20 protein-coding genes and 1 pseudogene are annotated in these 21,947 nt (G+C 71.3%); 16 read left to right on the top strand and 5 right to left on the bottom strand.

The features are described from left to right. Positions 1-83 precede the first annotated feature (83 nt). On the bottom strand, positions 84-1,673 hold the full coding sequence (locus ACWKZU_RS11995; protein WP_449282556.1) for a DUF222 domain-containing protein: 1,590 nt from the start codon (positions 1,671-1,673) through the stop codon (positions 84-86). Between the two features lie 126 nt (positions 1,674-1,799). Continuing rightward, positions 1,800-2,366, bottom strand: a complete 567-nt coding sequence (locus tag ACWKZU_RS11990) for a thioesterase family protein (RefSeq protein ID WP_449282555.1) — start codon at positions 2,364-2,366, stop codon at positions 1,800-1,802. 139 nt (positions 2,367-2,505) lie between these two features. On the opposite strand from ACWKZU_RS11990, the gene efp reads away from it, so the two are divergent. Both efp and nusB read left to right on the top strand, forming a co-directional pair. Beyond that, positions 2,506-3,069, top strand: coding sequence for an elongation factor P (gene efp, locus ACWKZU_RS11985; protein WP_449282554.1), 564 nt, complete (start codon positions 2,506-2,508; stop codon positions 3,067-3,069). A gap of 11 nt (positions 3,070-3,080) precedes the next feature. Continuing rightward, positions 3,081-3,497 (top strand): transcription antitermination factor NusB, encoded by a 417-nt coding sequence (gene nusB, locus ACWKZU_RS11980; protein ID WP_449282553.1) that lies wholly within the window; start codon positions 3,081-3,083, stop codon positions 3,495-3,497. A gap of 63 nt (positions 3,498-3,560) precedes the next feature. Here nusB and ACWKZU_RS11975 read toward each other — a convergent pair whose 3' ends face one another. Genes ACWKZU_RS11975 through ACWKZU_RS11965 form a run of 3 tightly spaced genes read right to left on the bottom strand, consistent with a single transcriptional unit; the run spans position 3,561 to position 6,133 of the window. After that, positions 3,561-4,373 carry an ABC transporter ATP-binding protein gene (locus tag ACWKZU_RS11975; protein WP_449282552.1) on the bottom strand — a complete coding sequence of 271 codons (813 nt, stop codon included), beginning with the start codon at positions 4,371-4,373 and terminating at the stop codon, positions 3,561-3,563. A gap of 32 nt (positions 4,374-4,405) precedes the next feature. Further along, positions 4,406-5,059, bottom strand: a complete 654-nt coding sequence (locus tag ACWKZU_RS11970) for a hypothetical protein (protein WP_449282551.1) — start codon at positions 5,057-5,059, stop codon at positions 4,406-4,408. A 57-nt stretch (positions 5,060-5,116) separates the two neighbouring features. Then, positions 5,117-6,133, bottom strand: a complete 1,017-nt coding sequence (locus ACWKZU_RS11965) for an ABC transporter substrate-binding protein (RefSeq protein WP_449282550.1) — start codon at positions 6,131-6,133, stop codon at positions 5,117-5,119. Positions 6,134-6,252: 119 nt separating this feature from the next. On the opposite strand from ACWKZU_RS11965, the gene ACWKZU_RS11960 reads away from it, so the two are divergent. From ACWKZU_RS11960 to ACWKZU_RS11895, 14 genes and pseudogenes are all read left to right on the top strand, one after another. Beyond that, on the top strand, positions 6,253-7,137 hold the full coding sequence (locus ACWKZU_RS11960) for a siderophore-interacting protein (RefSeq protein WP_449282549.1): 885 nt from the start codon (positions 6,253-6,255) through the stop codon (positions 7,135-7,137). Further along, positions 7,130-8,152 (top strand): FecCD family ABC transporter permease, encoded by a 1,023-nt coding sequence (locus tag ACWKZU_RS11955; RefSeq protein ID WP_449282548.1) that lies wholly within the window; start codon positions 7,130-7,132, stop codon positions 8,150-8,152. Before ACWKZU_RS11960 ends, ACWKZU_RS11955 begins: the two co-directional genes overlap by 8 nt. Beyond that, the gene (locus tag ACWKZU_RS11950; protein WP_449282547.1) at positions 8,149-9,216 is read left to right on the top strand and encodes a FecCD family ABC transporter permease; all 1,068 of its coding nucleotides are present in this window, start codon (positions 8,149-8,151) and stop codon (positions 9,214-9,216) included. Before ACWKZU_RS11955 ends, ACWKZU_RS11950 begins: the two co-directional genes overlap by 4 nt. A 101-nt stretch (positions 9,217-9,317) precedes the next feature. Then, a pseudogene (pyrR, locus tag ACWKZU_RS11945) lies at positions 9,318-9,869 on the top strand (bifunctional pyr operon transcriptional regulator/uracil phosphoribosyltransferase PyrR); the annotation flags it as partial. Next, positions 9,866-10,837: an aspartate carbamoyltransferase catalytic subunit gene (locus tag ACWKZU_RS11940; protein ID WP_449282546.1), complete on the top strand. Its 972-nt coding sequence runs from the start codon at positions 9,866-9,868 to the stop codon at positions 10,835-10,837. The pseudogene pyrR and the gene ACWKZU_RS11940, both read left to right, overlap by 4 nt. Continuing rightward, a complete protein-coding gene (locus ACWKZU_RS11935) occupies positions 10,834-12,222 on the top strand; it encodes a dihydroorotase (protein ID WP_449282545.1) in 1,389 nt (462 codons plus the stop codon). The genes ACWKZU_RS11940 and ACWKZU_RS11935 overlap by 4 nt, the downstream gene beginning before the upstream one ends. Further along, positions 12,219-12,743 (top strand): PH-like domain-containing protein, encoded by a 525-nt coding sequence (locus tag ACWKZU_RS11930; RefSeq protein WP_449282544.1) that lies wholly within the window; start codon positions 12,219-12,221, stop codon positions 12,741-12,743. Before ACWKZU_RS11935 ends, ACWKZU_RS11930 begins: the two co-directional genes overlap by 4 nt. Further along, positions 12,740-13,951 carry a glutamine-hydrolyzing carbamoyl-phosphate synthase small subunit gene (gene carA / locus ACWKZU_RS11925; RefSeq protein ID WP_449282543.1) on the top strand — a complete coding sequence of 404 codons (1,212 nt, stop codon included), beginning with the start codon at positions 12,740-12,742 and terminating at the stop codon, positions 13,949-13,951. Before ACWKZU_RS11930 ends, carA begins: the two co-directional genes overlap by 4 nt. A gap of 5 nt (positions 13,952-13,956) precedes the next feature. After that, a complete protein-coding gene (carB, locus tag ACWKZU_RS11920; RefSeq protein WP_449282542.1) occupies positions 13,957-17,262 on the top strand; it encodes a carbamoyl-phosphate synthase large subunit in 3,306 nt (1,101 codons plus the stop codon). Position 17,263: 1 nt separating this feature from the next. Then, positions 17,264-18,130 (top strand): orotidine-5'-phosphate decarboxylase, encoded by an 867-nt coding sequence (gene pyrF, locus ACWKZU_RS11915; protein ID WP_449282541.1) that lies wholly within the window; start codon positions 17,264-17,266, stop codon positions 18,128-18,130. Between the two features lie 56 nt (positions 18,131-18,186). After that, a complete protein-coding gene (gene gmk, locus ACWKZU_RS11910; protein ID WP_449282540.1) occupies positions 18,187-19,095 on the top strand; it encodes a guanylate kinase in 909 nt (302 codons plus the stop codon). 107 nt (positions 19,096-19,202) lie between these two features. Further along, positions 19,203-20,198, top strand: coding sequence for a DMT family transporter (locus ACWKZU_RS11905; protein ID WP_449282539.1), 996 nt, complete (start codon positions 19,203-19,205; stop codon positions 20,196-20,198). 137 nt (positions 20,199-20,335) lie between these two features. Then, entirely contained in the window at positions 20,336-21,652 is a 1,317-nt protein-coding gene (locus tag ACWKZU_RS11900; protein ID WP_449282538.1) for an efflux RND transporter periplasmic adaptor subunit, read from the top strand. Continuing rightward, positions 21,652-21,947 (top strand): ATP-binding cassette domain-containing protein (locus ACWKZU_RS11895; RefSeq protein WP_449282537.1); only part of this gene is annotated, 296 nt, incomplete at its 3' end. The genes ACWKZU_RS11900 and ACWKZU_RS11895, both read left to right, overlap by 1 nt.

The following is a 21,947-nucleotide window of genomic DNA, read 5'->3' as shown; positions in this document are numbered from 1 at the left end:
CCGTCCCTGCGGCGTCCTCGCGGCGCCCTCACACCCGTTCTCGCGGCGCACCCGCGGCGCACCGCGCGGCCCGCGGGTGCGGATCAGAAGGGGACTGCGGCAGGTGCCGGCGGCGCATTCGCGTCGGCTCGGGCGAAGGCCACCCGGGCCGGTGGTCGTTCGCGGTAGTCGCGCCCGGTCGGGGAGCTCCACTCGAGCGAGCCGTCGCGGTGCTGCCGGGCCTGCCAGCCGCCGTGGTGCTTCAGCGTGTGGTGGCCGCGGCAGAGGTGGGCGAGGTTGTCGGTCGCGGTCGCGCCCCCGAGGGCGGCGTCGACGGTGTGATCGATATCGCAGCGCGACAGGGGTGTGCGGCAGCCCGGGAAGCGGCAGTGCTGGTCCCGCGCGGCGAGGTACCGGCGCAGCGCCGCGCTCGGGCGATAGCGGTCGACGGAGAGCACGGCGGGGAAGTCGTCCGGCACGACGGTGTGTGAAGCCGGCACGGCGGTGAAGCCACCCGGCACGGCGGTGAAGCCACCCGGCACGGCGGTGGGAGCACCCGCCGCAGCGGTGAAGTCATCCGCGGTGGGATCGCCGGGCACCGTGCCGGAACCCGAGCGGACCCGTACGAGCTCCCAGGAGGGTGCGAGGGCCGCGAGCTCGCGGGCGGTGCGCGTGTCGATCGGTCCGTATCCGGTGAGTATCGGAGCCGGGCCGGCCGTGGGTTGGCCGAGCGCGTCGAGCACCTCGTGCCCGCCGCGCGCCGCCGACCGCCCAGCGCCGAGAGGAGGGGCGAGGCACTCGACCGGGATGACGAGCTGCACCCGGGCGCGCAGCGCGCCGAGTCCGTCGGTCCGCTGCGTCGCGGGGGCCGAGGACTGCTCCGGTACCGCCGACTCGGCATCTGGCGTACTCCGGGGCGTCGGGCCGAGGACGACATCGACGAGCAGGTCGGCGCGGATCTCATCGCGGCCGCGCGGTTCGGTCTGAGCGTGCTCCGCCTGTGAGCGCTCGATCTCCCGGCCCCTGCGGGTGAGCTCGGCGTACATGCCGTGCGCCTCGGCCGCGGTCAGGTGCGCGACGAGATCGGACATGCCGTCGTCTCCATCGGCCAGGTGCACCCGCCGTCGCCTGCGCGCTTCCGCGTGGCGCTCGTCGAGCGGCACCTGCGCGTATTGCTCGGCGATGCGCCGCGCGATGGGGCGCAGTCGGCTCGGCGTCTCGAGTCGCGCGTGCGCGAGCACGGCGCTCTCGTACCCGGCGCGCCGGAGCACCGCGTCGGGATCCTCGGCGTGGGCGATCACCGTCCCCGCGTCGACGATCACGGCCGTGTGCCGCTCCGAGATCGCCCCGTCGTGCAGGGCGTCGAGGGTGCGCGGATACGAGCAGGCGAGGGCGTGGGCCCGGCTGAAGCCGTACTCGACGGTGTGCTCGCTCTGCCGGAGCGCCGCCGCGGCCTCGGCGCGGACGGTGCGATACAGGATCTCGCCGCCGCGGCCGACGGGGATGCTGCGGTGCCCCGATCCGCTCCCGGCCGCCGCCACGTCGAACACCGCGGCGAAGGCCTCGAAGCGCGCCGTCTCGGCCCCGCGCACGGCCCGCTCGGCCGCCTCGAGCTGCGAGAGCGCGGCGTCGAGAGCCGCGGCGCGCGCGTCGAGCGCGTCGCGCGCGGCGGGGGAGGCGGGTAGTGCGGACATGTCACGAGTACATCAGGGACCACTGACATTCACGGAGTCGCTCCGAGATCCTCGTCGATGGACGGAGGCCGCGGGCAGGAGGCATCCGTTGCGCGTGCTCCGCCCGCCCGCGCTCCGCCCGCCGGCTCACGCCCAGACGCTGTGCGCCTCGATCCGCGTCGACGGGAGCCGGGTGGTGCGGCCCCACTCGAGCACCTCCTCCGGCACGTGCAGCCGCTCGGGGTCGGCCCCGCTCTTCTCGATGATCTCGGCCACCGGCACGGTGCCGCCCGCGCGCCGCAGGATGCGCCCGCGCACGACGGCACGGGCGTAGATCTCGGGCCGGCGCTCGGCGTCGGGGCGCACGAAGCGCTGCTCGATGTAGACGGCCTGCTCGTCGAAGCCGAGGATGCGGGACTCGACCCAGAACCGCATCCAGGGGTTCAGCGACTTGCGGTACGAGATGGTCTGCCCCACGACGACCGCGTACCAGCCCTCCCGGGTGAACACCTCCCAGCTGCCGTTGCGCTGGATCAGGTCGAAGCGGGCCACGTCCATGACCGAGAGGTACTTGCCGTTGTTCATGTGCCGCAGGAGGTCGAGGTCGGTGGGCCAGACCCGGAACCGCGAGCGCGAGACGTCGCCGAATCCGATGCGGCCGCCCCGGCGGCCCACGAACCACTGATGCCAGAGGGTGCGGAAGATCATGTGCATGGGCGCGAGCCTAGGGCGGGCGAGAGCGCCGCGCACGTCGTTTGTGCGAGACCTGCAAGAGACCCGCGCGCGGGCGGTGTAGAATTGACCGGCGCTGAATCGCGCTCGAACCTCACAGAACCCGGAGAAGGCTGAGCACATGGCAACCTCGAACGACATCAAGAACGGCACCGTGATCAAGGAGAACGGTCAGCTCTGGAGCGTGGTCGAGTTCCAGCACGTCAAGCCGGGCAAGGGCGGCGCGTTCGTGCGCACCAAGCAGAAGAACGTCGTCTCGGGCAAGATCATCGACAAGACCTACAACGCCGGCGCCAAGATCGAGACCGCCAACGTCGATCGTCGCGATTACCAGTACCTGTACCAGGACGGTGCCGACTTCGTCTTCATGGACACCGCCGACTACGATCAGCTGACCGTCGCGGGCACCGTCGTGGGCGACGCCGCCAAGTTCATGCTCGAGAACCAGCAGGTGCAGATCGCCCTGCACGAGGGCGAGCCCCTCTACCTCGAGCTCCCCGCATCGGTGGTGCTCGAGGTGACCTACACCGAGCCGGGCCTGCAGGGCGACCGCTCCACCGGCGGCACGAAGCCCGCCACCGTCGAGACCGGCGCCGAGATCCAGGTGCCGCTGTTCCTCGAGACCGGCACGAAGGTCAAGGTCGACACCCGTACGGGTGACTACCTCGGCCGCGTCAACGACTAGTCGACGCCTCGATGAGTGCTCGCACCAAGGCGCGCAAGCGCGCCCTCGACATGCTCTTCCAGGCCGATGTGCGGGACGAGTCGATCCTCGCCATCGTGAACGCGGAGGCCAAGCGCGCCGCCGGCGAACCCGATCGGGAGGCGTCGTGGCTGTACGCGCGCGAGATCGTCGACGGGGTGGCCGACCACCGCGATGAGATCGACGAGCTCATCATGAGCTACGCGCAGGGGTGGACGCTGGAGCGCATGCCCAACGTCGACCGCGCGCTGCTGCGCCTGGCCGCGTGGGAGATCCTCTTCAACGCCGAGGTGCCCGCCGCTGTCGCGATCGACGAGGCGGTCGAACTCGCCAAGGAGTACTCCACCGAGGACTCGAGCCGCTTCGTCAACGGCGTGCTCGGCCGGATCGCGGATCACGCGCAGGCCTGAGCGCGGCCGGGAACGCCGCACGACGCGAACCGTCCTGGCGTGCGGAACTCCGACGACCCCCGCTCAGCTGTTCACGCTCGCGAGGGGCACGATGAGCGGTGACGCGAGTTCGGTGTCGAAGGAGACACGCGCCTCGATCCGGAACACCTCGCGCAGCAGCTCCGGCGTCATCACCAGCTCGGGCTTGTCGTGGGCGATGATCGCACCGTCGCGGACGACGATGAGTTCGTCGGCGTAGTAGCAGGCCTGGTTGAGGTCGTGGAGCACGAGCGCGATCGTGCGCCCCTCCTCCTGGTTCATGCGGGCGAGGAGTTCGAGCACCTCGAGCTGGTGCGAGACGTCGAGATAGGTGGTCGGCTCGTCGAGCAGCATGACCGGTGACTGCTGCGCGAGCAGCATCGCGATCCAGACCCGCTGCCGCTGGCCACCCGAGAGCTGCTCGACCGGGCGGTCGGCGAGATCGGCCAGTCTCGTGACCTCGAGCGCCCGGGCGATCGCAGGCCCGTCCGCCTCCGAGCCGCCCCTGAGCATCCGCTGATGCGGGTAGCGCCCGCGGCTCACGAGCTCCTCGACCGTGATGCCGAGGGGTGCCGTCGAGGTCTGGGGCAGGATTCCGAGTCGGCGCGCGAACTCCTTGTGCGAGTAGCTGCGCGCATCGATCCCGTCGAGCAGCACCGTCCCTGAGGTCGGAGAGATGAGGCGTGCGAGTGCGCGGAGAAGGGTGGATTTGCCCGAGGCATTGGGGCCGACGATGACGGTGACCTTGCCTGGTGAGATCGCGACTCCGAGGTCGCGCGAGATCTCGCGGCCATCGTAGGCGAGCGTGAGCGCCTCGCCGCGGAGCGCGTTCGTCGCGTGCTGCGTGTTGATGAGCATGGGTGTCTTCCGATGGTGTCTGCGTCCTGCGGTCACGCCTCGTCCTCGCGCAGAGCGAGGAGCGCGAGCAGGCCGGTCACGAGCGCCTTCGTCGAGAACTCGAAGAACTCCTCGTCGCGGCGGAATCCGGTCTCCCGCGCCGCTGCGGAGAGCGCGGGGAGCTCGGTGCTGGTGAGCATGCGATCCACGTCGCGGACGCGCCCGCCGTGGCTGTGCACGACATCGGTGACGGAGAGCGCGTGTTCGGCGACGGCGGCGATGAGGAGCGACGCATTCGCGAGCCCGAGCCCGTATGCCCCGGCGACGCGCTGCTGGTGCGCGTCCATCGCCCGCTGCACCTTCGGAGATATCTCGTGCGAGTTGCGCACGAGGAAGCCGGCGATCCCCGGATTCTCGATGGCGAGCCGCCTGAGCGAGATCGCGATGTCCATGAGGTGCTCCTCGAGCGGCCTGCTTCCCGGTTCCGGTGCCTCCCAGCCGGCGAAGATCTCTTCGGCGGTGATGATCTGGATGTCGCGGATCCCGTCCGTGTGCTTGTAGAGAGCCCGCACGCCGACCCCGAGCTCCTCCGCGATCCCGGCGACCGTCGCGCCGGGCAGTGTGAGCTTCCGTCCCGCTGCCGCGATCTTGGCGCGAGTGATCTTCTGGGGGCGGCCGGGCCTGCGCGGCTCGTGCTCGGAACTCATGGCGCCTCCTGGTGTCGACGGCGGGTGCGGGGGCGTCGCGGCCCCCGCACCGGCGCGTTAGTGCTGCAGCGCGGGCGCGATCCGGCCTGCGATGACCTCCTCGATAACGTAGCCGATGGAGAGCGGCGAGGGGTTGCGCAGCGCGGTGCTCGCCGAGAGATCCAGGGCGATGAACCCGCCGTCCCTCACCGCGGAGAGCTCCTGGAAGAGAGTCGAGGACTCCCAGCGCTCCTGGGTGTCCTCCCCGAAGAAGCCGATCATCACGATGTCGGCGTCGAGCGCCGCGATGTTCTCCTCGGAGACGCCCGCCGAGCCCGACCCGTCGGCGAGGCCCGGCAGAGCCGCAGCGGTCTCGCTGAACGTGAGGCCGAAGGCCTCGAGTACCTCGACACTCGCGTCGTCCGGGTCGTTCATGACCTTGATCTGGTCGGGGGTGCCGAGCGAGAGGGTGTAGTCGTGACCGGCCGTCTCGGGGTGCTCTTCGACGGCGGCCACGAGCTCGGCTTCGGTCTCGTCGATGAGCTCGGCCGCTTCGTCGGCCTTGCCGAGCGCCTCGGCGATCGCCATGGTCTGCTCGCGCCAGGGGAGTTGCAGGTAGTTCGTGTCGCTCGGGCCGAGTACCGGGGCGATCTGCGAGAGCTGATCGTAGTACTGGCCGAGTTGCGAGTACGTGTTGGCGATGATCAGGTCCGGTTGCATCGACGCGATCGACTCGATGTCGAGTTCCGCCCCGTTGGCGCCCTGCGTGGTGGTGTCGATGATCTCGGGGACCTCGTCGAGCGCCGGGGAGAGCCAGGGCGCGATCCCGTCCGGTGTCGCGAAGAACTTCGCCATGGCGATGGGCGTGACGTCGAGGTCGACCGCGATGTCGGTCTCGAGGAGGCCGAGGGTGATGACCTTCTGCGGTGCCTCGTCGAGTTCCAGGGTGCCGTAGGCGTGATCGATGACGATCGGCTCGCCCGTCTCCGTCGGAGTCGTGTCGCTCTCGGTCCCGGGGGCAGCGGTGGCGCAGGCCGCGAGAGTGAGCGCGAAGGCGGAGATCAGGGCGGCCCCTGCCGCGCGTCGAACTGGCATGAAGTGCATGGTGCTCCTCGGAGAAGGGAATGGATCAAACATCTTATGTTTGTAAGGGCAACCTTAATGCCTTAATGTTGATCGAGGCAACAGGCCGTCGCCGACGGGAGGACACGAGCATGACCGAAGACGCAGAACGCCTCTACGGGGGTCGCCACCGGAGGGTGCTCGAGCACCCCGATCACGTGCGGGGGATCAACCACGGCACGATGACGATCACGGCGATCACCGAACTCGCGCCATCGCTGGTCCGGATCTCGGCGGCGCTCGACCACGACGGCGACGTCGAGCGCTGGTTCGTGACGAACCCGGCGATCCGCATCGAACTGGAGGATCCCGCGACCTCGGGCACCGTGTCGCGGGTCTACACCGTGCGGGCGGTCCGACGCGATCAGCGCGGGATCGGCATCGACGTCGACGTCGTGCGGCATCCCGGCGCCAGCGTCGTGATGACCTGGCTCGCCTCGCTCGAGATCGGCGGCAGCGTCAGGATCCTCGGCCCGCGCGCCCACTTCACCCCGCACCCGGATCCCGCGATCCCGGTCGCACTCTTCGCGGACGAGACGGCGATCCCGGCGCTCGCGACGATCATCCGAGACTGGCCGGAGCGCCGGAGCGCGAAAGTCTGGATCGAGACCCCCGACGCGGCCGTGGTCGCCGACCTGCCCGCGCATCCGGACGTCGCCGTGCACTGGCTCGAGCGTGCCCGTCACGAGGAGCCTGCGACGACCGGCAGGCTCGTCGACGCGGCCATCCGATTCAGTGCGGAGAACGTCGGGCCCGTGTCCATCTGGGCGTGCGGCGAGCACGGTGAGATGAAACGGATCCGGGACCACTTCCGGAAGGATCGCGGGCAGCCGCGCGAACGGGTCGTCGTATTCGGCTACTGGCGCAGGCTCGTCACGAGCTCGCAGATCGACGAGGAGCGGCTCCGCCGATACGAACGCGCGCTCGCGGTGAACCCCCGCATGACGGTGCTCGACGACTTCGAAGACAGTGAATAGCGGCTCCCGCGTCGTGCACACCGGCAGGGCGGCCGTCGTCTTCGCCGGGGCCGGAGTGATCGCGCTCCTCGCGCTGGCCGTCGGAATCTGCATCGGCGGCCAGTTCACGCCCTTCGGCGCGGTGCTGGCAGCGCTCCGCGGAGACGGCGAGCTGGCCCTCGTCGCCGTCGTCCGGGAGATCCGGCTCCCGAGATCCCTCGCAGCGGCCGTAGCCGGCCTCGGCCTCGGCCTCGCGGCCTCCCTGCTGCACACGCTGACCCGCAACCCCGTCGCCGATGCGGGTCTCCTCGGCTCGAATGCGGGTGCGACGGTCGTCGTCGCCGCGGGGATGGCCGGCGACGTCGTGAACGGAATGCTCGCCCAGAGCGCGTTCGCCTTCCTCGGCGCGCTGATGGCGACGAGCTTCGTGTGCGCGGTCGGGCTCAGCGGCAGGGTGCACTCGATCACGCGGCTCGTACTGCTCGGCGTCGCGCTCGGCGCAGTGCTCATCGGCATGACGAACGGGATCATGCTCGCGGTGCCGGAGGCCTTCGAGGGCATGCGGCACTGGCTCGCCGGATCGACGGTCGACGTGCCGCTCGCCTCGACCGGCGCGGCAGCGCTCACCGTGACCGCCGCGCTCGTCGTCGCTGCGGCGGTCTCGCGCACGCTCGAACTCACTCTGCTCGGTGACGATTCGGCGCGCTCGCTCGGCGTGCGGCTCGGCATGACCCGCTCGTTCACGGTGCTGGGCGTCGCGCTCGCGAGCTCGGCGGCGACGGCGCTCGTCGGCCCGATCGCCTTCGTCGGCCTCATCTCCGCGCACGTCGCCACTCGGATCGCCGAGTCGGCCGGCCTCCACGCGATGATCCGACACCTGCTCGCAGCGATCGGCGGCGCGGTGCTGCTCATCTGCGCCGATGTCGTCGGGAGAGTCGCGGTGTGGCCTGGAGAGCTGCCGGTTGGGATCGTGGTCGCCGTCATCGGGGCACCGGTGCTGCTCTGGATCGTGCGCAGGGCGAGGAGTCTCACATGAGCCGGGATCCACGAGTACGCGGGCGGCGGAGCCCGGGGGCGGATCGGCAGGGGCGCGCCGAGGAGCACCCGGGCGATCGCCTGCGGCCCGCACGGCGCCGCGCCGTCGTCGGCCTCGTCCTCGGCGCGGCCGCCCTCGCCACGCTCCTGCTCGGTGTCTCACTCGGAAGCTACGCGCTGAGCGTGGAGCAGCTGATCGCCGTGCTCACGGACGGCGAGGCCGGCTTCGAACGCACCGTCGTGCTCGAGTGGCGCCTGCCCCGCGCACTCGCGGCCCTCGGCATCGGCGCCTGTCTCGGCCTCAGCGGGGCGCTGCTGCAGACGGTGACCCGGAACCCGCTCGCCTCGCCCGACCTCATCGGCATCTCGGGCGGAGCGTTCACCGCCGTGCTTCTGCTCATCGTGGTCCTCGGCTCCGAGTGGGCCGTCGTCGCGCCTGCGGCGCTCGTCGGCGGCCTCGCGACCGCCGCGATCGTGTTCTCCCTCTCCGGGGCGCGTTCGCAGCGCGGCGGCAGCCGTTTCCTGCTCACCGGCGTGGCGGTCGCCGCGCTGCTCAGCGGGGTGAACAGCTGGGTGGTGATGTCGGCCTCGCTCGAGTCGGCGATGGCTGCAGCCGCATGGGGCGCCGGTTCGCTGTCGGCCTCGACCTGGGCGACCGCGGGCATCGCAGCAGCCGCGCTCGCGATGTGCGGCGTGCTCTGCTCCCTCGCGGTCCGGCGGATCCGGGTGCACCAGCTCGGGGACGACCTCTCGCAGGCGCTCGGCGCGGCGCCGGCGCGGCTGCGCGTCGAGATCCTCGTGCTCTCGGTCGTGCTCGTATCGGTCGCGACGGCGCTCTGCGGTCCGATCGGGCTTCTCCCGCTCGTCGCGACGCCCATCGCCCGCGCGCTCGTGCGTTCGGGCAACGCGCCACTCGCAACCTCCGCAGCGGTGGGTGCGGTGCTGCTCGCGGTCGCCGACCTGCTCGCCCAGCACGCCGTTCCCGGATCCCCTCCGGCCGGACTCGTCACCACCGTCATCGGCGGCGGCTACTTGATGATCGTCATCCTCATGGAGAAGCGGTGAGCTCCCGCCGGCCCGGTGCGAGGAGCAGCTCGTCCATGCGCTAGACTGGCGGGGTTGCAGCTTTTCTTTAACTCCCGTCCCGTGAGGCGGAGAAGGGGGGCTCGAATATGGGTACGCGAACAGTGCTGGAAGGCGCTGAGATCTCGCGGGCGCTGACTCGAATCTCGCACGAAATCATCGAAGCGAACAAGGGCGTTGCGGGACTGGTGCTCATCGGCATCCCCACGCGCGGCTCGCTGCTCGCCCAGCGCATCGCGGTGATCATCTCCCGTATCGAGGGCGCGGAGGTGCCCGTCGGCAGCCTCGACGTCACGATGTACCGCGACGACCTCGCCAAGCACCCGACCCGTGCCCCGCGGCCGACCGCCATGCCCGCCTCCGGGATCGACGGGACCACCGTCGTGCTCGTCGACGACGTGCTCTACTCGGGCCGCACGGTGCGCGCCGCGCTCGACGCGCTGAACGATCACGGGCGGCCCCGGGCCGTGCGCCTCGCCGCGCTCATCGACCGCGGGCATCGCGAGCTCCCGATCCGCGCCGACTACATCGGCAAGAACCTGCCGAGCGCCAAGCATGAGCGCATCTCCGTGCGCCTGGCGGAGCTCGACGGCGTCGACGAAGTGACGATCTCGGACTCGGAGGAGCGCGCATGAGGCACCTGCTCGACACGCGCACGCTGAGCCGCGACGACGCGATCCTGATCCTCGACACCGCCGAGGACATGGCGGCGGCCCAGCAGCGCGAGGTGAAGAAGCTGCCCGCGCTGCGCGGGAAGACGGTGGTCAACCTCTTCTACGAGGATTCCACGCGCACGAGGATCTCCTTCGAGGCGGCGGCGAAGCGCCTCTCGGCCGACGTCATCAACTTCAGCGCGAAGGGCTCGTCGGTCTCGAAGGGCGAGTCGCTCAAGGACACCGCGCAGACGCTGCAGGCGATCGGAGCCGACGGCGTCGTGATCCGGCACCCCGCCTCCGGGGCCCCGGACCGCCTGGCCCGCAGCGGATGGATCGACGCCGGCGTGCTCAACGCGGGCGACGGCACGCACGAGCACCCCACCCAGGCACTGCTCGACGCCTTCACGATGCGCCGCCGCCTGTTCGGGAACGGCCCCGACGGCGGGGGGAGCCGAGGCCGCGACCTCGACGGCGTCTCGGTCGTGATCGTCGGAGACATCGCCCACTCGCGCGTGGCCCGCTCCAACCTGTGGCTGCTGAACGCCCTCGGTGCGCACGTGACCTTCGTCGCTCCGGAAACGCTGCTGCCCTACGGCGCGCGCGACTGGCCCGTGACGATCCACCACTCGCTCGACGCCGCGCTGCGCGAGGAGCGGCCCGAGGTCGTCATGATGCTGCGCATCCAGAGCGAGCGCATGCACGCGGCCTTCTTCCCCAACGAGCGGGAGTACGCCCGCAACTGGGGCCTCGACGACGCCCGGCTGGAGCGGCTCGTCGACGAGGCGATCGTGATGCACCCCGGCCCCATGAACCGCGGCCTCGAGATATCGTCCCGCGCGGCCGACTCCGAGCGCTCGACCGTGCTCGAGCAGGTCGCGAACGGCGTCTCGGTGCGGATGGCCGCCCTGTACCTCCTACTGTCCGGCGAGCGAGAGGCGAGCATATGAGCAACCCCGACATCCTGATCCGCGGCGCGCGCCTCGCGGCCGGGCTGACCGAGCGCGGCGGCGACGTCGGCGCGGCCCCCGCCGTGGATCTGCGCATCTCGAACGGCACGATCGCCGAGCGCGTCGCGCAGGCCGACGGCGGGATCGCGGCCCGCGACGGCGAGCGGGTCATCGAGGCCGACGGCCTCGTGGCGCTGACCGGCCTGGTGGATCTGCACACGCACCTGCGCGAGCCCGGCTTCGAGCAGTCCGAGACCGTGCTCACGGGCACCCGCGCGGCCGCGGCAGGCGGCTTCACGAGCGTCTTCGCGATGGCGAACACCCTGCCCGTGCAGGACACGGCGGGTGTGGTCGAGCAGGTGCAGCGCCTGGGCGACGCCGCGGGCTACGCCACCGTGCGCCCCATCGGGGCGGTGACCGAGGATCTCGCCGGCGAACGGCTCAGCGAGATCGGCGCCATGGCGCAGTCGCGCGCCGAGGTGCGCGTCTTCTCCGACGACGGCAAGTGCGTGCACGATCCGCTGCTCATGCGCCGCGCGCTCGAGTACGTCAAGACCTTCGACGGCGTCATCGCCCAGCACGCGCAGGACCCCCGGCTCACCGAGGGCGCGCAGATGAACGAGGGCGCGCTGTCGAGCGAGCTCGGCCTCAAGGGCTGGCCGGCGGTCGCCGAGGAGTCGATCATCGCGCGCGACGTGCTGCTCGCCGAGCACATCGGCGCCCGGCTGCACATCTGCCACCTGTCGACCGCCGGCTCGGTCGAGGTGATCCGCTGGGCGAAGGCCCGCGGCGTGCGGGTGACCGCCGAGGTCACGCCGCACCACCTGATCCTCACCGAGGAGCTCGTGCGCAGCTACGACGCCCGCTACAAGGTCAACCCGCCGCTGCGCCGCGAGGAGGACGTGCGGGCACTGCGCCGGGCCGTGGCGGAGGGGGTCATCGACATCATCGCCACCGACCACGCCCCGCACCCCATCGAGGCGAAGGAGTGCGAGTGGGACGTGGCGGCCTTCGGCATGGTGGGGCTCGAGTCGGCGCTGCCGATCGCGCTGCTCACCCTCGTGAACGAGGGGCACGCCAGCTGGGCCGAGCTCGAGACGCTGCTCTCGCACCGGCCCGCCGAGATCGGCCGACTGGAAGGGCACCCCTCGGCGCTCGAGCCCGGACAGCCCGCCGACATCGCGCTCGTCGATCCGAGTGGATCGAGCGAGTTCGATCTGGCCCGCCTGCAGGGCCTCAGCGTGAACTCGCCCTACCTCGGCATGGAGCTGCCCGGACGGATCGCCTACACGGTGCGCCGGGGATACCTCACGCTCGACGACGGCGAGCTGGTGGGCGCCGAGGCGGTCTCCGCCGCGGCAGCGGCGCAGGGAGGCTCGCTGTGAGCCAGACCACCTACGTGATCGTGATGGCCGCCATCGCGGCCCTCGCGCTGCTCGGCATGTGGTTCGCCTGGCGGGCCAGGGCGCGACGCGATCGCGGTGTCGAACCGCCGGCCGCGCAGCTCGCAGGCGAGGCGCTCGTCAGCTTCCCGCGCGCCGGCTATGTCTCCACCACCCCCGTCGGCGCCCCGTTCGAGCGGCTGTCGATCCCGGGCCTGCGCTACAAGGGCTTCGCCGAGCTGACGGTCCTGAGCGACGGCGTCGTCATCGCGGTGACGGGGGAGGAGCCGGTGCGCATCCCCGCGGCGCAGCTGCGCGGCAGCGGCACGGCCGGCGGCCGCGTGGGGAAGGCCGTGGAGCGCGACGGGCTCTCGCTGCTGCGCTGGGCGCCGTCGGGCGCGGCCGGCGAGCGCACGCTGGAGTCCGGCTTCCGGCTCGCGAACCCCGCCGAGCAGGCGGCCTTCGCCGAGGCCGTCGACAAGATCTCACTCACACCTTCGACGTCTCAGGAGGGCGCGAAATGACCACAGCTTCCGAAACACACGCAGTCATCGAGGTCACCGCTCCGCCGGCCTCCGCGGTGCCCACCGGCGCGGCCGTGCTGGTGCTCGAGGACGGCACGCGCTACACCGGGCGCGCGTACGGCGCGACCGGGCGCACGCTCGGCGAGGTCGTGTTCTCCACGGGCATGACCGGCTACCAGGAGACCCTCACCGATCCGTCCTACGCGGGCCAGATCGTGCTCATGACGGCCCCCCACATCGGCAACACCGGCGCCAACGACACCGACATGGAGTCGCGCAAGATCTGGGTGTCGGGCTTCGTGGTGCGGGATCCCGCGCGCCGCGTCTCCAACTTCCGCGCTGAGCGCTCGCTCGACGAGGACCTCGTGCGCGACGGCGTCGTGGGCGTCTCGGGCATCGACACCCGCGCCGTCACCCGCCGCATCCGCTCCGCGGGCGCCATGCGGGCCGGAGTCTTCTCCGGCGCCGACTTCGACCTCCCCGAGGCCGAGCAGCTGGAGCTCGTGCGCGGCCAGGAGGCCATGGCGGGCAGGAACCTCTCGGCCGAGGTGACGACGCCCGAGCGCTACGACGTGCCCGCCGCCGAGGGCGCGGAGCGCGTGGGGTCGATCGCCGTGCTCGACCTCGGCATCAAGCGCGCCACCGTGCAGTACCTCTCCGAGCACGGCTTCGACGTGATCGTGCTGCCGGCCGCCACGACGCTCGAGCAGGTGCGCGAGATCGCGCCCGACGCGCTGTTCTACTCGAACGGCCCCGGCGACCCCGCGGCCTCCGACGAGGCCGTGGTGCTGCTGCGCGAGCTGCTGCGCGACGGGCTGCCCTATTTCGGCATCTGCTTCGGCAACCAGCTGCTCGGCCGCGCGCTGGGCTTCGGCACCTACAAGCTGCCCTTCGGCCACCGCGGCATCAACCAGCCCGTGCTCGACAAGCGCACGGGCCGCGTGGAGATCACCGCCCAGAATCACGGCTTCGCGGTCGACGCCCCCATCGAGGGCGAGCTCGACGCCCCCGAGGGCTTCGGACGGGTGCAGGTGAGCCATTACAGCCTCAACGATCAGGTGGTGGAGGGGCTCGAGTGCCTCGACATCCCCGCCTTCTCGGTGCAGTACCACCCCGAGGCCGCGGCCGGTCCGCACGACGCCTTCTACCTCTTCGATCGATTCCGCGCTTTGGTCAAGGAGCGCAAGACCACCGCCTCGGAGGCCTAAGACACATGCCCAAGCGTTCAGACATCAACTCCGTCCTCGTCATCGGCTCCGGCCCGATCGTCATCGGCCAGGCCTGCGAGTTCGACTACTCGGGCACCCAGGCCTGCCGTGTGCTGCGCGAGGAGGGCGTGCGCGTCATCCTGGTCAACTCGAACCCCGCGACCATCATGACCGACCCCGACTTCGCCGACGCCACCTACGTCGAGCCCATCACCCCCGAGGTGATCGAGTCGATCATCGTCAAGGAGCGCCCCGACGCGATCCTGCCGACGCTCGGCGGGCAGACGGCGCTCAACGCGGCCATGGCGCTGCACGAGCGGGGCATCCTCGAGAAGCACGGCGTCGAGCTCATCGGCGCGAAAGTCGACGCGATCCGTCGCGGCGAGGACCGCCAGATCTTCAAGGACCTCGTGATCGAATCGGGCGCCGACGTGGCCCGCTCGCACATCGCGCACACGCTCGAGGAGGCGAAGGAGTTCGCCCAGGATCTCGGCTACCCCCTCGTCGTGCGCCCGTCCTTCACCATGGGCGGCCTGGGCTCCGGTTTCGCCTACACGGAGGAGGACCTCATCCGCATCGCGGGCGACGGTCTGCACTACAGCCCGACCAGCGAGGTGCTCCTCGAGGAGTCGATCCTCGGCTGGAAGGAGTACGAGCTCGAGCTCATGCGCGACACCGCCGACAACACGGTGGTCGTCTGCTCGATCGAGAACGTCGACGCGGTGGGTGTGCACACGGGCGACTCGATCACCGTGGCGCCGGCGCTCACGCTCACCGACCGGGAGTTCCAGAAGCTGCGCGACATCGGCATTGACATCATCCGCCGGGTGGGCGTCGACACCGGCGGCTGCAACATCCAGTACGCCGTCGACCCGAAGACCGGGCGCATCATCGTCATCGAGATGAACCCGCGCGTCTCGCGCTCCTCGGCGCTCGCCTCGAAGGCGACGGGCTTCCCGATCGCGAAGATCGCGGCCAAGCTGGCGCTCGGCTACCGCCTCGACGAGATCCCGAACGACATCACGCAGAAGACCCCGGCGAGCTTCGAGCCGACCATCGACTACGTCGTGGTGAAGGCGCCCCGCTTCGCCTTCGAGAAGTTCCCGGCCGCCGACGACACCCTCACCACCACCATGAAGTCGGTGGGCGAGGCGATGGCGATCGGCCGCAACTTCACGACGGCGCTGCAGAAGTCGCTGCGCTCCCTCGAGAAGCGCGGCTCCTCGTTCCACTGGGGCGAGCAGACCCGCACCGTCGAGGATCTCCTGACCTCCATCGCCCGTCCCACCGACGGCCGCATCGTCGACGTGCAGCAGGCGCTGCGCCTCGGCGCGACGATCGAGCAGGTCTTCGAGTCGACCGCGATCGACCCCTGGTTCCTCGATCAGATCCAGCTCATCAACGAGGTCGCGGACGCCGTGAGGGCCGCGCCGCAGCTCACCCTCGAGGTGCTGCGCGAAGCGAAGGATCACGGCTTCTCGGATGCGCAGATCGCCGCGATCCGCGGTGTCAGCGAGAGCGAGATCCGGGGCCTGCGCCACGGTCTCGGCCTGCGCCCGGTCTTCAAGACCGTCGACACCTGCGCGGGCGAGTTCCCGGCCCTCACTCCCTATCACTACTCGTCCTACGACCTGGAGACCGAGGTCGCGCCCAGCGACCGCAAGAAGGTCGTGATCCTGGGATCGGGCCCGAACCGCATCGGCCAGGGCGTCGAGTTCGACTACTCGTGCGTGCACGCCTCCTTCGCGCTGTCGGAAGCCGGCTACGAGACCATCATGATCAATTGCAACCCCGAGACGGTCTCGACCGACTACGACACGAGCGACCGGCTCTACTTCGAGCCGCTCACGCTCGAGGACGTGCTCGAGGTGATCCACGCGGAGCAGCAGAGCGGCGAGCTGCTGGGCGTCGTCGTGCAGCTCGGCGGCCAGACCGCGCTCGGGCTTGCGCAGCCCCTCAAGGACGCCGGGATCCCGATCCTCGGCACCACCCCCGAGGCCATCGACCTCGCCGAGGAGCGCGGCGCCTTCGCCGGCATCCTCGAGCAGGCCGGTCTCGTAGCGCCCCGCAACGGCACGGCGATCGACGAGGAGGGCGCCGTGCGCGTCGCCGAGGAGATCGGCTACCCCGTGCTGGTGCGCCCGTCGTTCGTGCTGGGCGGCCGCGGCATGGAGATCGTCTACGACACCGCCTCGCTGCGCGGCTACTTCGGCCGCATCGAGGGCCACGCCCTCGTGGGTCCGGGACACCCGCTGCTCGTGGACCGCTTCCTCGACGACGCCATCGAGATCGACGTGGACGCCCTCTACGACGGCGAGCAGCTCTACGTCGGCGGCGTGATGGAGCACATCGAGGAGGCGGGCGTGCACTCGGGCGACTCCAGCTGCACGCTGCCGCCCGTGACCCTCGGCCACGACCAGATCGCCCACGTGCGCGAGGCGACGCTCGGCATCGCCGCCGGGCTGGGCGTGCGCGGTCTGCTGAACGTGCAGTTCGCGATCGGCCAGGGCGTGCTCTACGTGCTCGAGGCGAACCCGCGCGCATCGCGCACGGTGCCGTTCGTGTCGAAGGCGCTCGGGATCCCCCTCGCGAAGGCCGCCTCCCGCATCATGGCGGGGGAGACGATCCAGCAGCTCGTCGACGCCGGCTTCCTGCCCGAGCGCGACGGCTCGCGCGCGCCCATCGACGCGCCGATCGCGGTCAAGGAGGCGGTGCTGCCGTTCAAGCGATTCCGCACCCACGAGGGCCTGGTCGTCGACTCGCTGCTCGGCCCCGAGATGCGGTCGACCGGCGAGGTCATGGGCATGGATCGCGACTTCCCGACCGCGTTCGCCAAGAGCCAGTCGGCCGCGGGCAGCGAGCTGCCCACCTCGGGCACGGTGTTCCTGTCGGTGGCCGATCGCGACAAGCGCTCGATCGTGCAGCCCGCGCTGCGCCTGCAGGAACTGGGCTATCGCATCCTCGCGACCCAGGGCACGCAGGTGGTGCTCGCGCGCAACGGGATCTCCTCCGAGGTCGCCCGCAAGCACTCCGCCCGTGCGGAGGGCGCGCACGCCGACGGCGACACGATCGTCGACCTCATCAACCGCGGCGAGATCGACATGATCATCAACACGCCCTCGGGCAGCTCCGCGCGCGCGGACGGCTACGAGATCCGGGCGGCGGCCGTGGCCGCGGACAAGCCGATCTTCACGACCGTCTCCGAGCTCTCGGCGGCGGTGGGCGCGATCTCGGCGCAGCAGCAGGGCTTCGCGGTGAAGTCGCTGCAGGAGTACGAGCTGGACCGCCGCGCGGTCCGCGAGGCGGTGTGAGATGAGCACGAGCACCTCCGCGTCCTTCTCGAACCGCCTCGCGACGGCCCTGGCGGCGAAGCGGCACCTCTGCGTGGGCATCGACCCGCACGCGCCGCTGCTCGACGCCTGGGGGCTGCCCGACGATGCCTCCGGCGCCGAGCGCCTGGGGCGCGAGGTCGTGGCCGCTGCCGCCGGGGTCGCGGCCTGCGTCAAGCCCCAGGTCGCCTTCTTCGAGCGCTTCGGCGCGGCGGGCTTCGCGGCGCTCGAGCGGGTGCTCGCGGACGCCCGCGAGGCGGGGGTGCTCGTGATCGCCGATGTGAAGCGGGGCGACATCGGGTCGAGCTTCGCCGCCTACGGGGAGGCCTGGCTGACGCCGGGGTCCCCGCTCGAGGCGGACGCGATGACCGTGACCGCGTACCAGGGCTTCGGCAGCCTGTCGGGCGCCTTCGATCTCGTGAGGGATCACGGCAAGGGGCTCTTCGTGCTGGCGGCGACCTCGAACCCCGAGGCGCGCGAGGTGCAGCTGGCACGCCGCGACGACGGGCGCACCGTGGCGCGGGCCATGGTCGACGACGCCCTCGCGTTCGAGTCGCCCGGCGACAAGTACGTGAACTCGGTGGGCGTGGTGCTCGGGGCCACCCTGACGCTCGCCGACTTCGGCATCGACATCGAGCTGCCGCCGGCGAAGCCCGCGCTGCCCGTGCTGGCACCAGGCTTCGGCCACCAGGGGGCGCGCGTCGAGGACGCGCTGCGCATCTTCGGCGGGCTGGGGTGGGCGCTGCTCGCCAACGAGTCGCGCAGCATCCTCTCGGGCGGCGCATCGGGGCTCGCCGATCGCGTGCGCGAGCGGTCCGCGGCCATCGGAGAGGCCCTCACGCACGGGTAGCCTCGGCGCGACCGTAGACTTGAGGAGCCCCCTCCGACCGCCACGATGGAGCAGACATGACGAACCACAGCGCCACACCCGCCATGCCGGAGGTCGATCGCGTCGCGGCGAACCGAGCCGCGATCGCGGCGCGGCGAGCCCGCGCCGAGCTCAAACGGCGTCTGCGCAGCGGCGAGGTGTCGCCGTTCCGCGTGCTGGAGCAGTCCCGCGTACCGGGCAGCGCCGCCGCATCCCTGCGCATCACCGACTACCTGCTCTCCTTCCCGGCCATCGGCGCCGTGAAGGCCGAGCGGATGCGGGAGCAGCTCGGGATCTCGGAGCGCAAGCGGCTCGGAGGCCTCGGCAAGCTGCAGCGCGAGCGCCTGGAGCACTTCGTGCGCGAGCGCACGGGAGCGGCTCCCACCGGAGAGCGACCGCCGCTGACGGTGCTGGCCGGTCCCACGGCCGTGGGCAAGGGGACGGTCGCCGCGTACATCCGCGAGCACTACCCGGAGATCCGGCTCTCGGTGTCGGCCACGACGCGCGCACCCCGTCCCGGCGAGGAGGAGGGCAGGCACTACTTCTTCGTCGACGACGAGGGCTTCGACCGCATGCTGGCGTCGGACGAGCTGCTCGAGTGGGCGACCGTGCACAACCGGTACCGCTACGGCACGCCGCGCGGCCCGGTGCTCGCCGCCGCCGAGCGGGGCGAGCCGATGCTGCTCGAGATCGACCTGCAGGGCGCCCGCCAGGTGCGGGCGAGCATGCCGGAGGCGCGGCTGGTGTTCCTCGCGCCGCCGAGCTGGGACGAGCTCGTGGAGCGGCTGGTCGGGCGCGGTACCGAGGACGCCGAGGAGCGGGAACGACGTCTCGAGACCGCGAAGGTCGAGCTCGCCGCGGCGGACGAGTTCGATGAGATCATCGTGAACGACGAGGTGCCGCGCGCTGCGGCCCGGCTCGTGGAGCTGATGCGCGGAGGCGACTGAAGCGCGCGCCGCTGCCGCGCGGGGCTCGAGCGCGCATGGTTCGAGCCGAAGCCCCACACGCCCCCGGATAGTCCGGGCGGGGCGGTGATCCGGGGTAACGTTGTCCTGTGATCCCGAGCCTGATCGACTCATCCGTGCGCCTGGGCGCCCTCCTCCCGACATCGGGGATCGACGAGGTCCTGGCGATGGATCCCAAGCAGCTGCTCGGCATCCCGCTCGCCCTCATCGGCGCCGCCCTGCTCGCGTTCGGCGCGCAGTACCAGTCGCGCGGGCTGAACAAGGTGGAGCGCATCGTCGGCGAGAGCGCGGGCGCCGGGCTCTCTGGCCGACACATGCTCAACCTGCTGCGGCGCCCCTCCTGGGTCAGCGGCACGCTGCTGCTCGGGGTGGCCGTGCTGTTCCAGATCGGCTCGCTGTCGCTGTCGCCGCTCATCATCGTGCAGCCCATCGGCGTGGTGGGCCTCGTGATCACCTCGATCCTCAACTCGCGCATCAGCGGGGTGAAGCTCGGGAAGCGCGTCAAGACCTCGATCGCGCTGTGCGTGCTCGGGATCGTCGTCTTCGTCACGATCGCGGCCTTCACGGCCGCCGATCAACCGGTCACCGACGCCAAGCTCATCACGATCCTCATCACCTTCGCGGTGGTGCTCGTGCTGGCGCTGCTGCTCTTCGTCGCCTTCCGGCACCGCGGCGTCGCCCTCATCTACATCGTCGGCGCCGGGGTGCTGTACGGTTTCGTCGCCACCTTCGCGAAGGTGGTCATCGGCCGGCTGCAGCAGGGCGAGTTCGAGTGGCTCACCTGGACCTGCGTGTGCGCGCTCCTCATCGGCGCCCTGCTCGGCATGGTGTTCGTGCAGAACGCCTACTCCTCGGGGCCGCCCGACCTGGTGGTGGCCGGTCTGACGGTGATCGACCCGATCGTCGCGGTGCTCATCGGCATCGTCGTGCTGAACGAGGCGGCGGGCGCGCCCGCGTGGGCGATCGCGGCGTTCGTGGCCTCGGGCGCCGTCGCGGTGATCGGCGTGCTCGGGCTCGCCAAGTTCCACCCGCAGACGGGGCGATCGGCGCTCGACGAGGGCGGCGCGGGCCCCGGCGAGCGCTGACCGGCCGCCCCTGACCGCCCGGCCTCCTTCTCGGCGGCTTCTAATATTCGGCTTACGGTCGGCATAGTCGCCCTTTCTACGCTCGATTCGAGCCCGGGATCCCGGGAGGAATCGAGCTGATCGGGAGGGGCTGGACGATGGCCTCAGACAGGGCGAGATCGTTCTTCGCCGGAGTGCGGAAGCGGACGTGGGTGGTCCTCGGAAGTGCGACCGCGCTGATACTGGCGGGCGGAGCGGCGGCTCTGATCCTGCTCTCCCAGCAGAGCGCTGCCCAGGCGGCGCCGGTCACGCGGAACGTCGCCGCGAGCCTCGAGACGCTGGACAAGTCCGTCGAGGCGACGGGCACCCTCACTCCGGCGGTGCAGGAGAGCGTGAGCTTCGTCGCCTCGGGCACCGTCACGAAGGTCGCCGTCGAGGCCGGCGACACGGTCGAGGCCGGGCAGACGCTCGCCACCGTCGACACGATCACGGTCGAGGCGGAGCTGCTGCAGGCGCAGGCGGATCTCGCGGACGCGGAGGCCCAGCTCTCGAGCGCGCAGTCCGAGGACGACGGCTCCGTCTCCTCCGCCGCGCGCATCAGCGCGCGGGAGGCCGCGGTGACCGTCGCGCAGCAGCAGGTGGAGAGCGCTCGCGAGGCGGTGTCGGGCGCGACCCTGCAGGCCCCCGTCGCGGGACTCGTGACCGCGGTGTCGCTCTCGGTGGGCGATGTCGTGACCGGGTCGTCCTCCGGCGGAGGGACGAGCGGCTCCGGCAGCTCCGGCACCGGTTCCGGAGGCACCGGCTCCGGCGGGAGCGCGGCCTCGGGCCAGGGCGGTGCGACGAGCGCCGGATCGACGACCGGCACCTCGAGTGAGAGCGCCCAGTTCACGATCGTCGGCACCGAGGCCTGGGAGGTCTCGGTCTCGGTCGGCGAGTCCGAGATCGGCCTCATCGAGGCGGGCGACCAGGTCGAGCTCGAGACGGCCGAGGGCACGCAGCTCTTCGGCGTCGTCGACGCGGTGGGCAAGCTGCCCTCGACGAGCTCGGGCAGCGCCGCCTTCCCCGTGACGATCGCCATCACCGGCACCGCCGAGGGCCTCTTCGACGGCACGTCCGTGACGGCCGCCATCGTGTACGAGCGCCGTCACGAGGTGCTCACGGTGCCGAGCGCCGCGGTCAGCACCGATCCGGACGGCACGAGCACCGTCACGCTGATCGACGACGCGGGCGGCGAGTCGCAGCGCGAGGTGACCGTCGGCGAGGTCTCGGGAGACCTCACGGAGATCACGGACGGCCTGGCCGAGGGGGACCTCGTGCAGGTGGCGGTGTTCACCCCGGGCGAGGGCGACTCCGCGGGCGGCGGGCAGATGCCCGGCCTCGGGGGCGGCGAGATGCCCGATCCCGGCAGCGGGCAGATGCCCGACTTCGGCGACGGGCAGATGCCCGACTTCGGCGGCGCGAGGGGCGGCCAGTGATGCGCGGAATCCTGCAGAGCGGGGCCTCCCGGATCGGTGCACCCGCGCGTCCGGCGCGTCCCGCCGGCGCGCCCGGTCACGGGGATCCCGTCATCGAATTGCGCGGGGCCCGCAAGACCTATCGCTCGGGGGACATCGAGTTCGAGGCGCTGCGCGGCGCCGACCTCAGCATCCGCGCGGGCGAGTACGTCGCGATCATGGGCCCGTCCGGCTCCGGGAAGTCGACGCTGATGAACGCGCTCGGGTGCCTCGACACGCTCACGGCGGGCAGCTACCGCCTCGACGGCACGGACGT

The sequence above is a fragment of the Leucobacter sp. genome (genome assembly GCF_053528595.1).
This window is presented reverse-complemented; position numbering and strand designations above follow the sequence as displayed.

Excerpts from the sequence above, each read along its gene's own strand:
- ACWKZU_RS11990 (WP_449282555.1), bottom strand. The coding sequence starts at position 2,366 with ATGCACATGATCTTCCGCACCCTCTGGCATCAGTGGTTCGTGGGCCGC.
- ACWKZU_RS11900 (WP_449282538.1), top strand. The coding sequence starts at position 20,336 with ATGGCCTCAGACAGGGCGAGATCGTTCTTCGCCGGAGTGCGGAAGCGG.
- carB (WP_449282542.1), top strand. The coding sequence starts at position 13,957 with ATGCCCAAGCGTTCAGACATCAACTCCGTCCTCGTCATCGGCTCCGGC.
- ACWKZU_RS11960 (WP_449282549.1), top strand. The coding sequence starts at position 6,253 with ATGACCGAAGACGCAGAACGCCTCTACGGGGGTCGCCACCGGAGGGTG.
- carA (WP_449282543.1), top strand. The coding sequence starts at position 12,740 with ATGACCACAGCTTCCGAAACACACGCAGTCATCGAGGTCACCGCTCCG.
- pyrF (WP_449282541.1), top strand. The coding sequence starts at position 17,264 with ATGAGCACGAGCACCTCCGCGTCCTTCTCGAACCGCCTCGCGACGGCC.
- ACWKZU_RS11935 (WP_449282545.1), top strand. The coding sequence starts at position 10,834 with ATGAGCAACCCCGACATCCTGATCCGCGGCGCGCGCCTCGCGGCCGGG.
- ACWKZU_RS11995 (WP_449282556.1), bottom strand. The coding sequence starts at position 1,673 with ATGTCCGCACTACCCGCCTCCCCCGCCGCGCGCGACGCGCTCGACGCG.
- efp (WP_449282554.1), top strand. The coding sequence starts at position 2,506 with ATGGCAACCTCGAACGACATCAAGAACGGCACCGTGATCAAGGAGAAC.
- gmk (WP_449282540.1), top strand. The coding sequence starts at position 18,187 with ATGACGAACCACAGCGCCACACCCGCCATGCCGGAGGTCGATCGCGTC.
- ACWKZU_RS11940 (WP_449282546.1), top strand. The coding sequence starts at position 9,866 with ATGAGGCACCTGCTCGACACGCGCACGCTGAGCCGCGACGACGCGATC.
- nusB (WP_449282553.1), top strand. The coding sequence starts at position 3,081 with ATGAGTGCTCGCACCAAGGCGCGCAAGCGCGCCCTCGACATGCTCTTC.
- ACWKZU_RS11950 (WP_449282547.1), top strand. The coding sequence starts at position 8,149 with ATGAGCCGGGATCCACGAGTACGCGGGCGGCGGAGCCCGGGGGCGGAT.
- ACWKZU_RS11965 (WP_449282550.1), bottom strand. The coding sequence starts at position 6,133 with ATGCCAGTTCGACGCGCGGCAGGGGCCGCCCTGATCTCCGCCTTCGCG.
- ACWKZU_RS11970 (WP_449282551.1), bottom strand. The coding sequence starts at position 5,059 with ATGAGTTCCGAGCACGAGCCGCGCAGGCCCGGCCGCCCCCAGAAGATC.
- ACWKZU_RS11975 (WP_449282552.1), bottom strand. The coding sequence starts at position 4,373 with ATGCTCATCAACACGCAGCACGCGACGAACGCGCTCCGCGGCGAGGCG.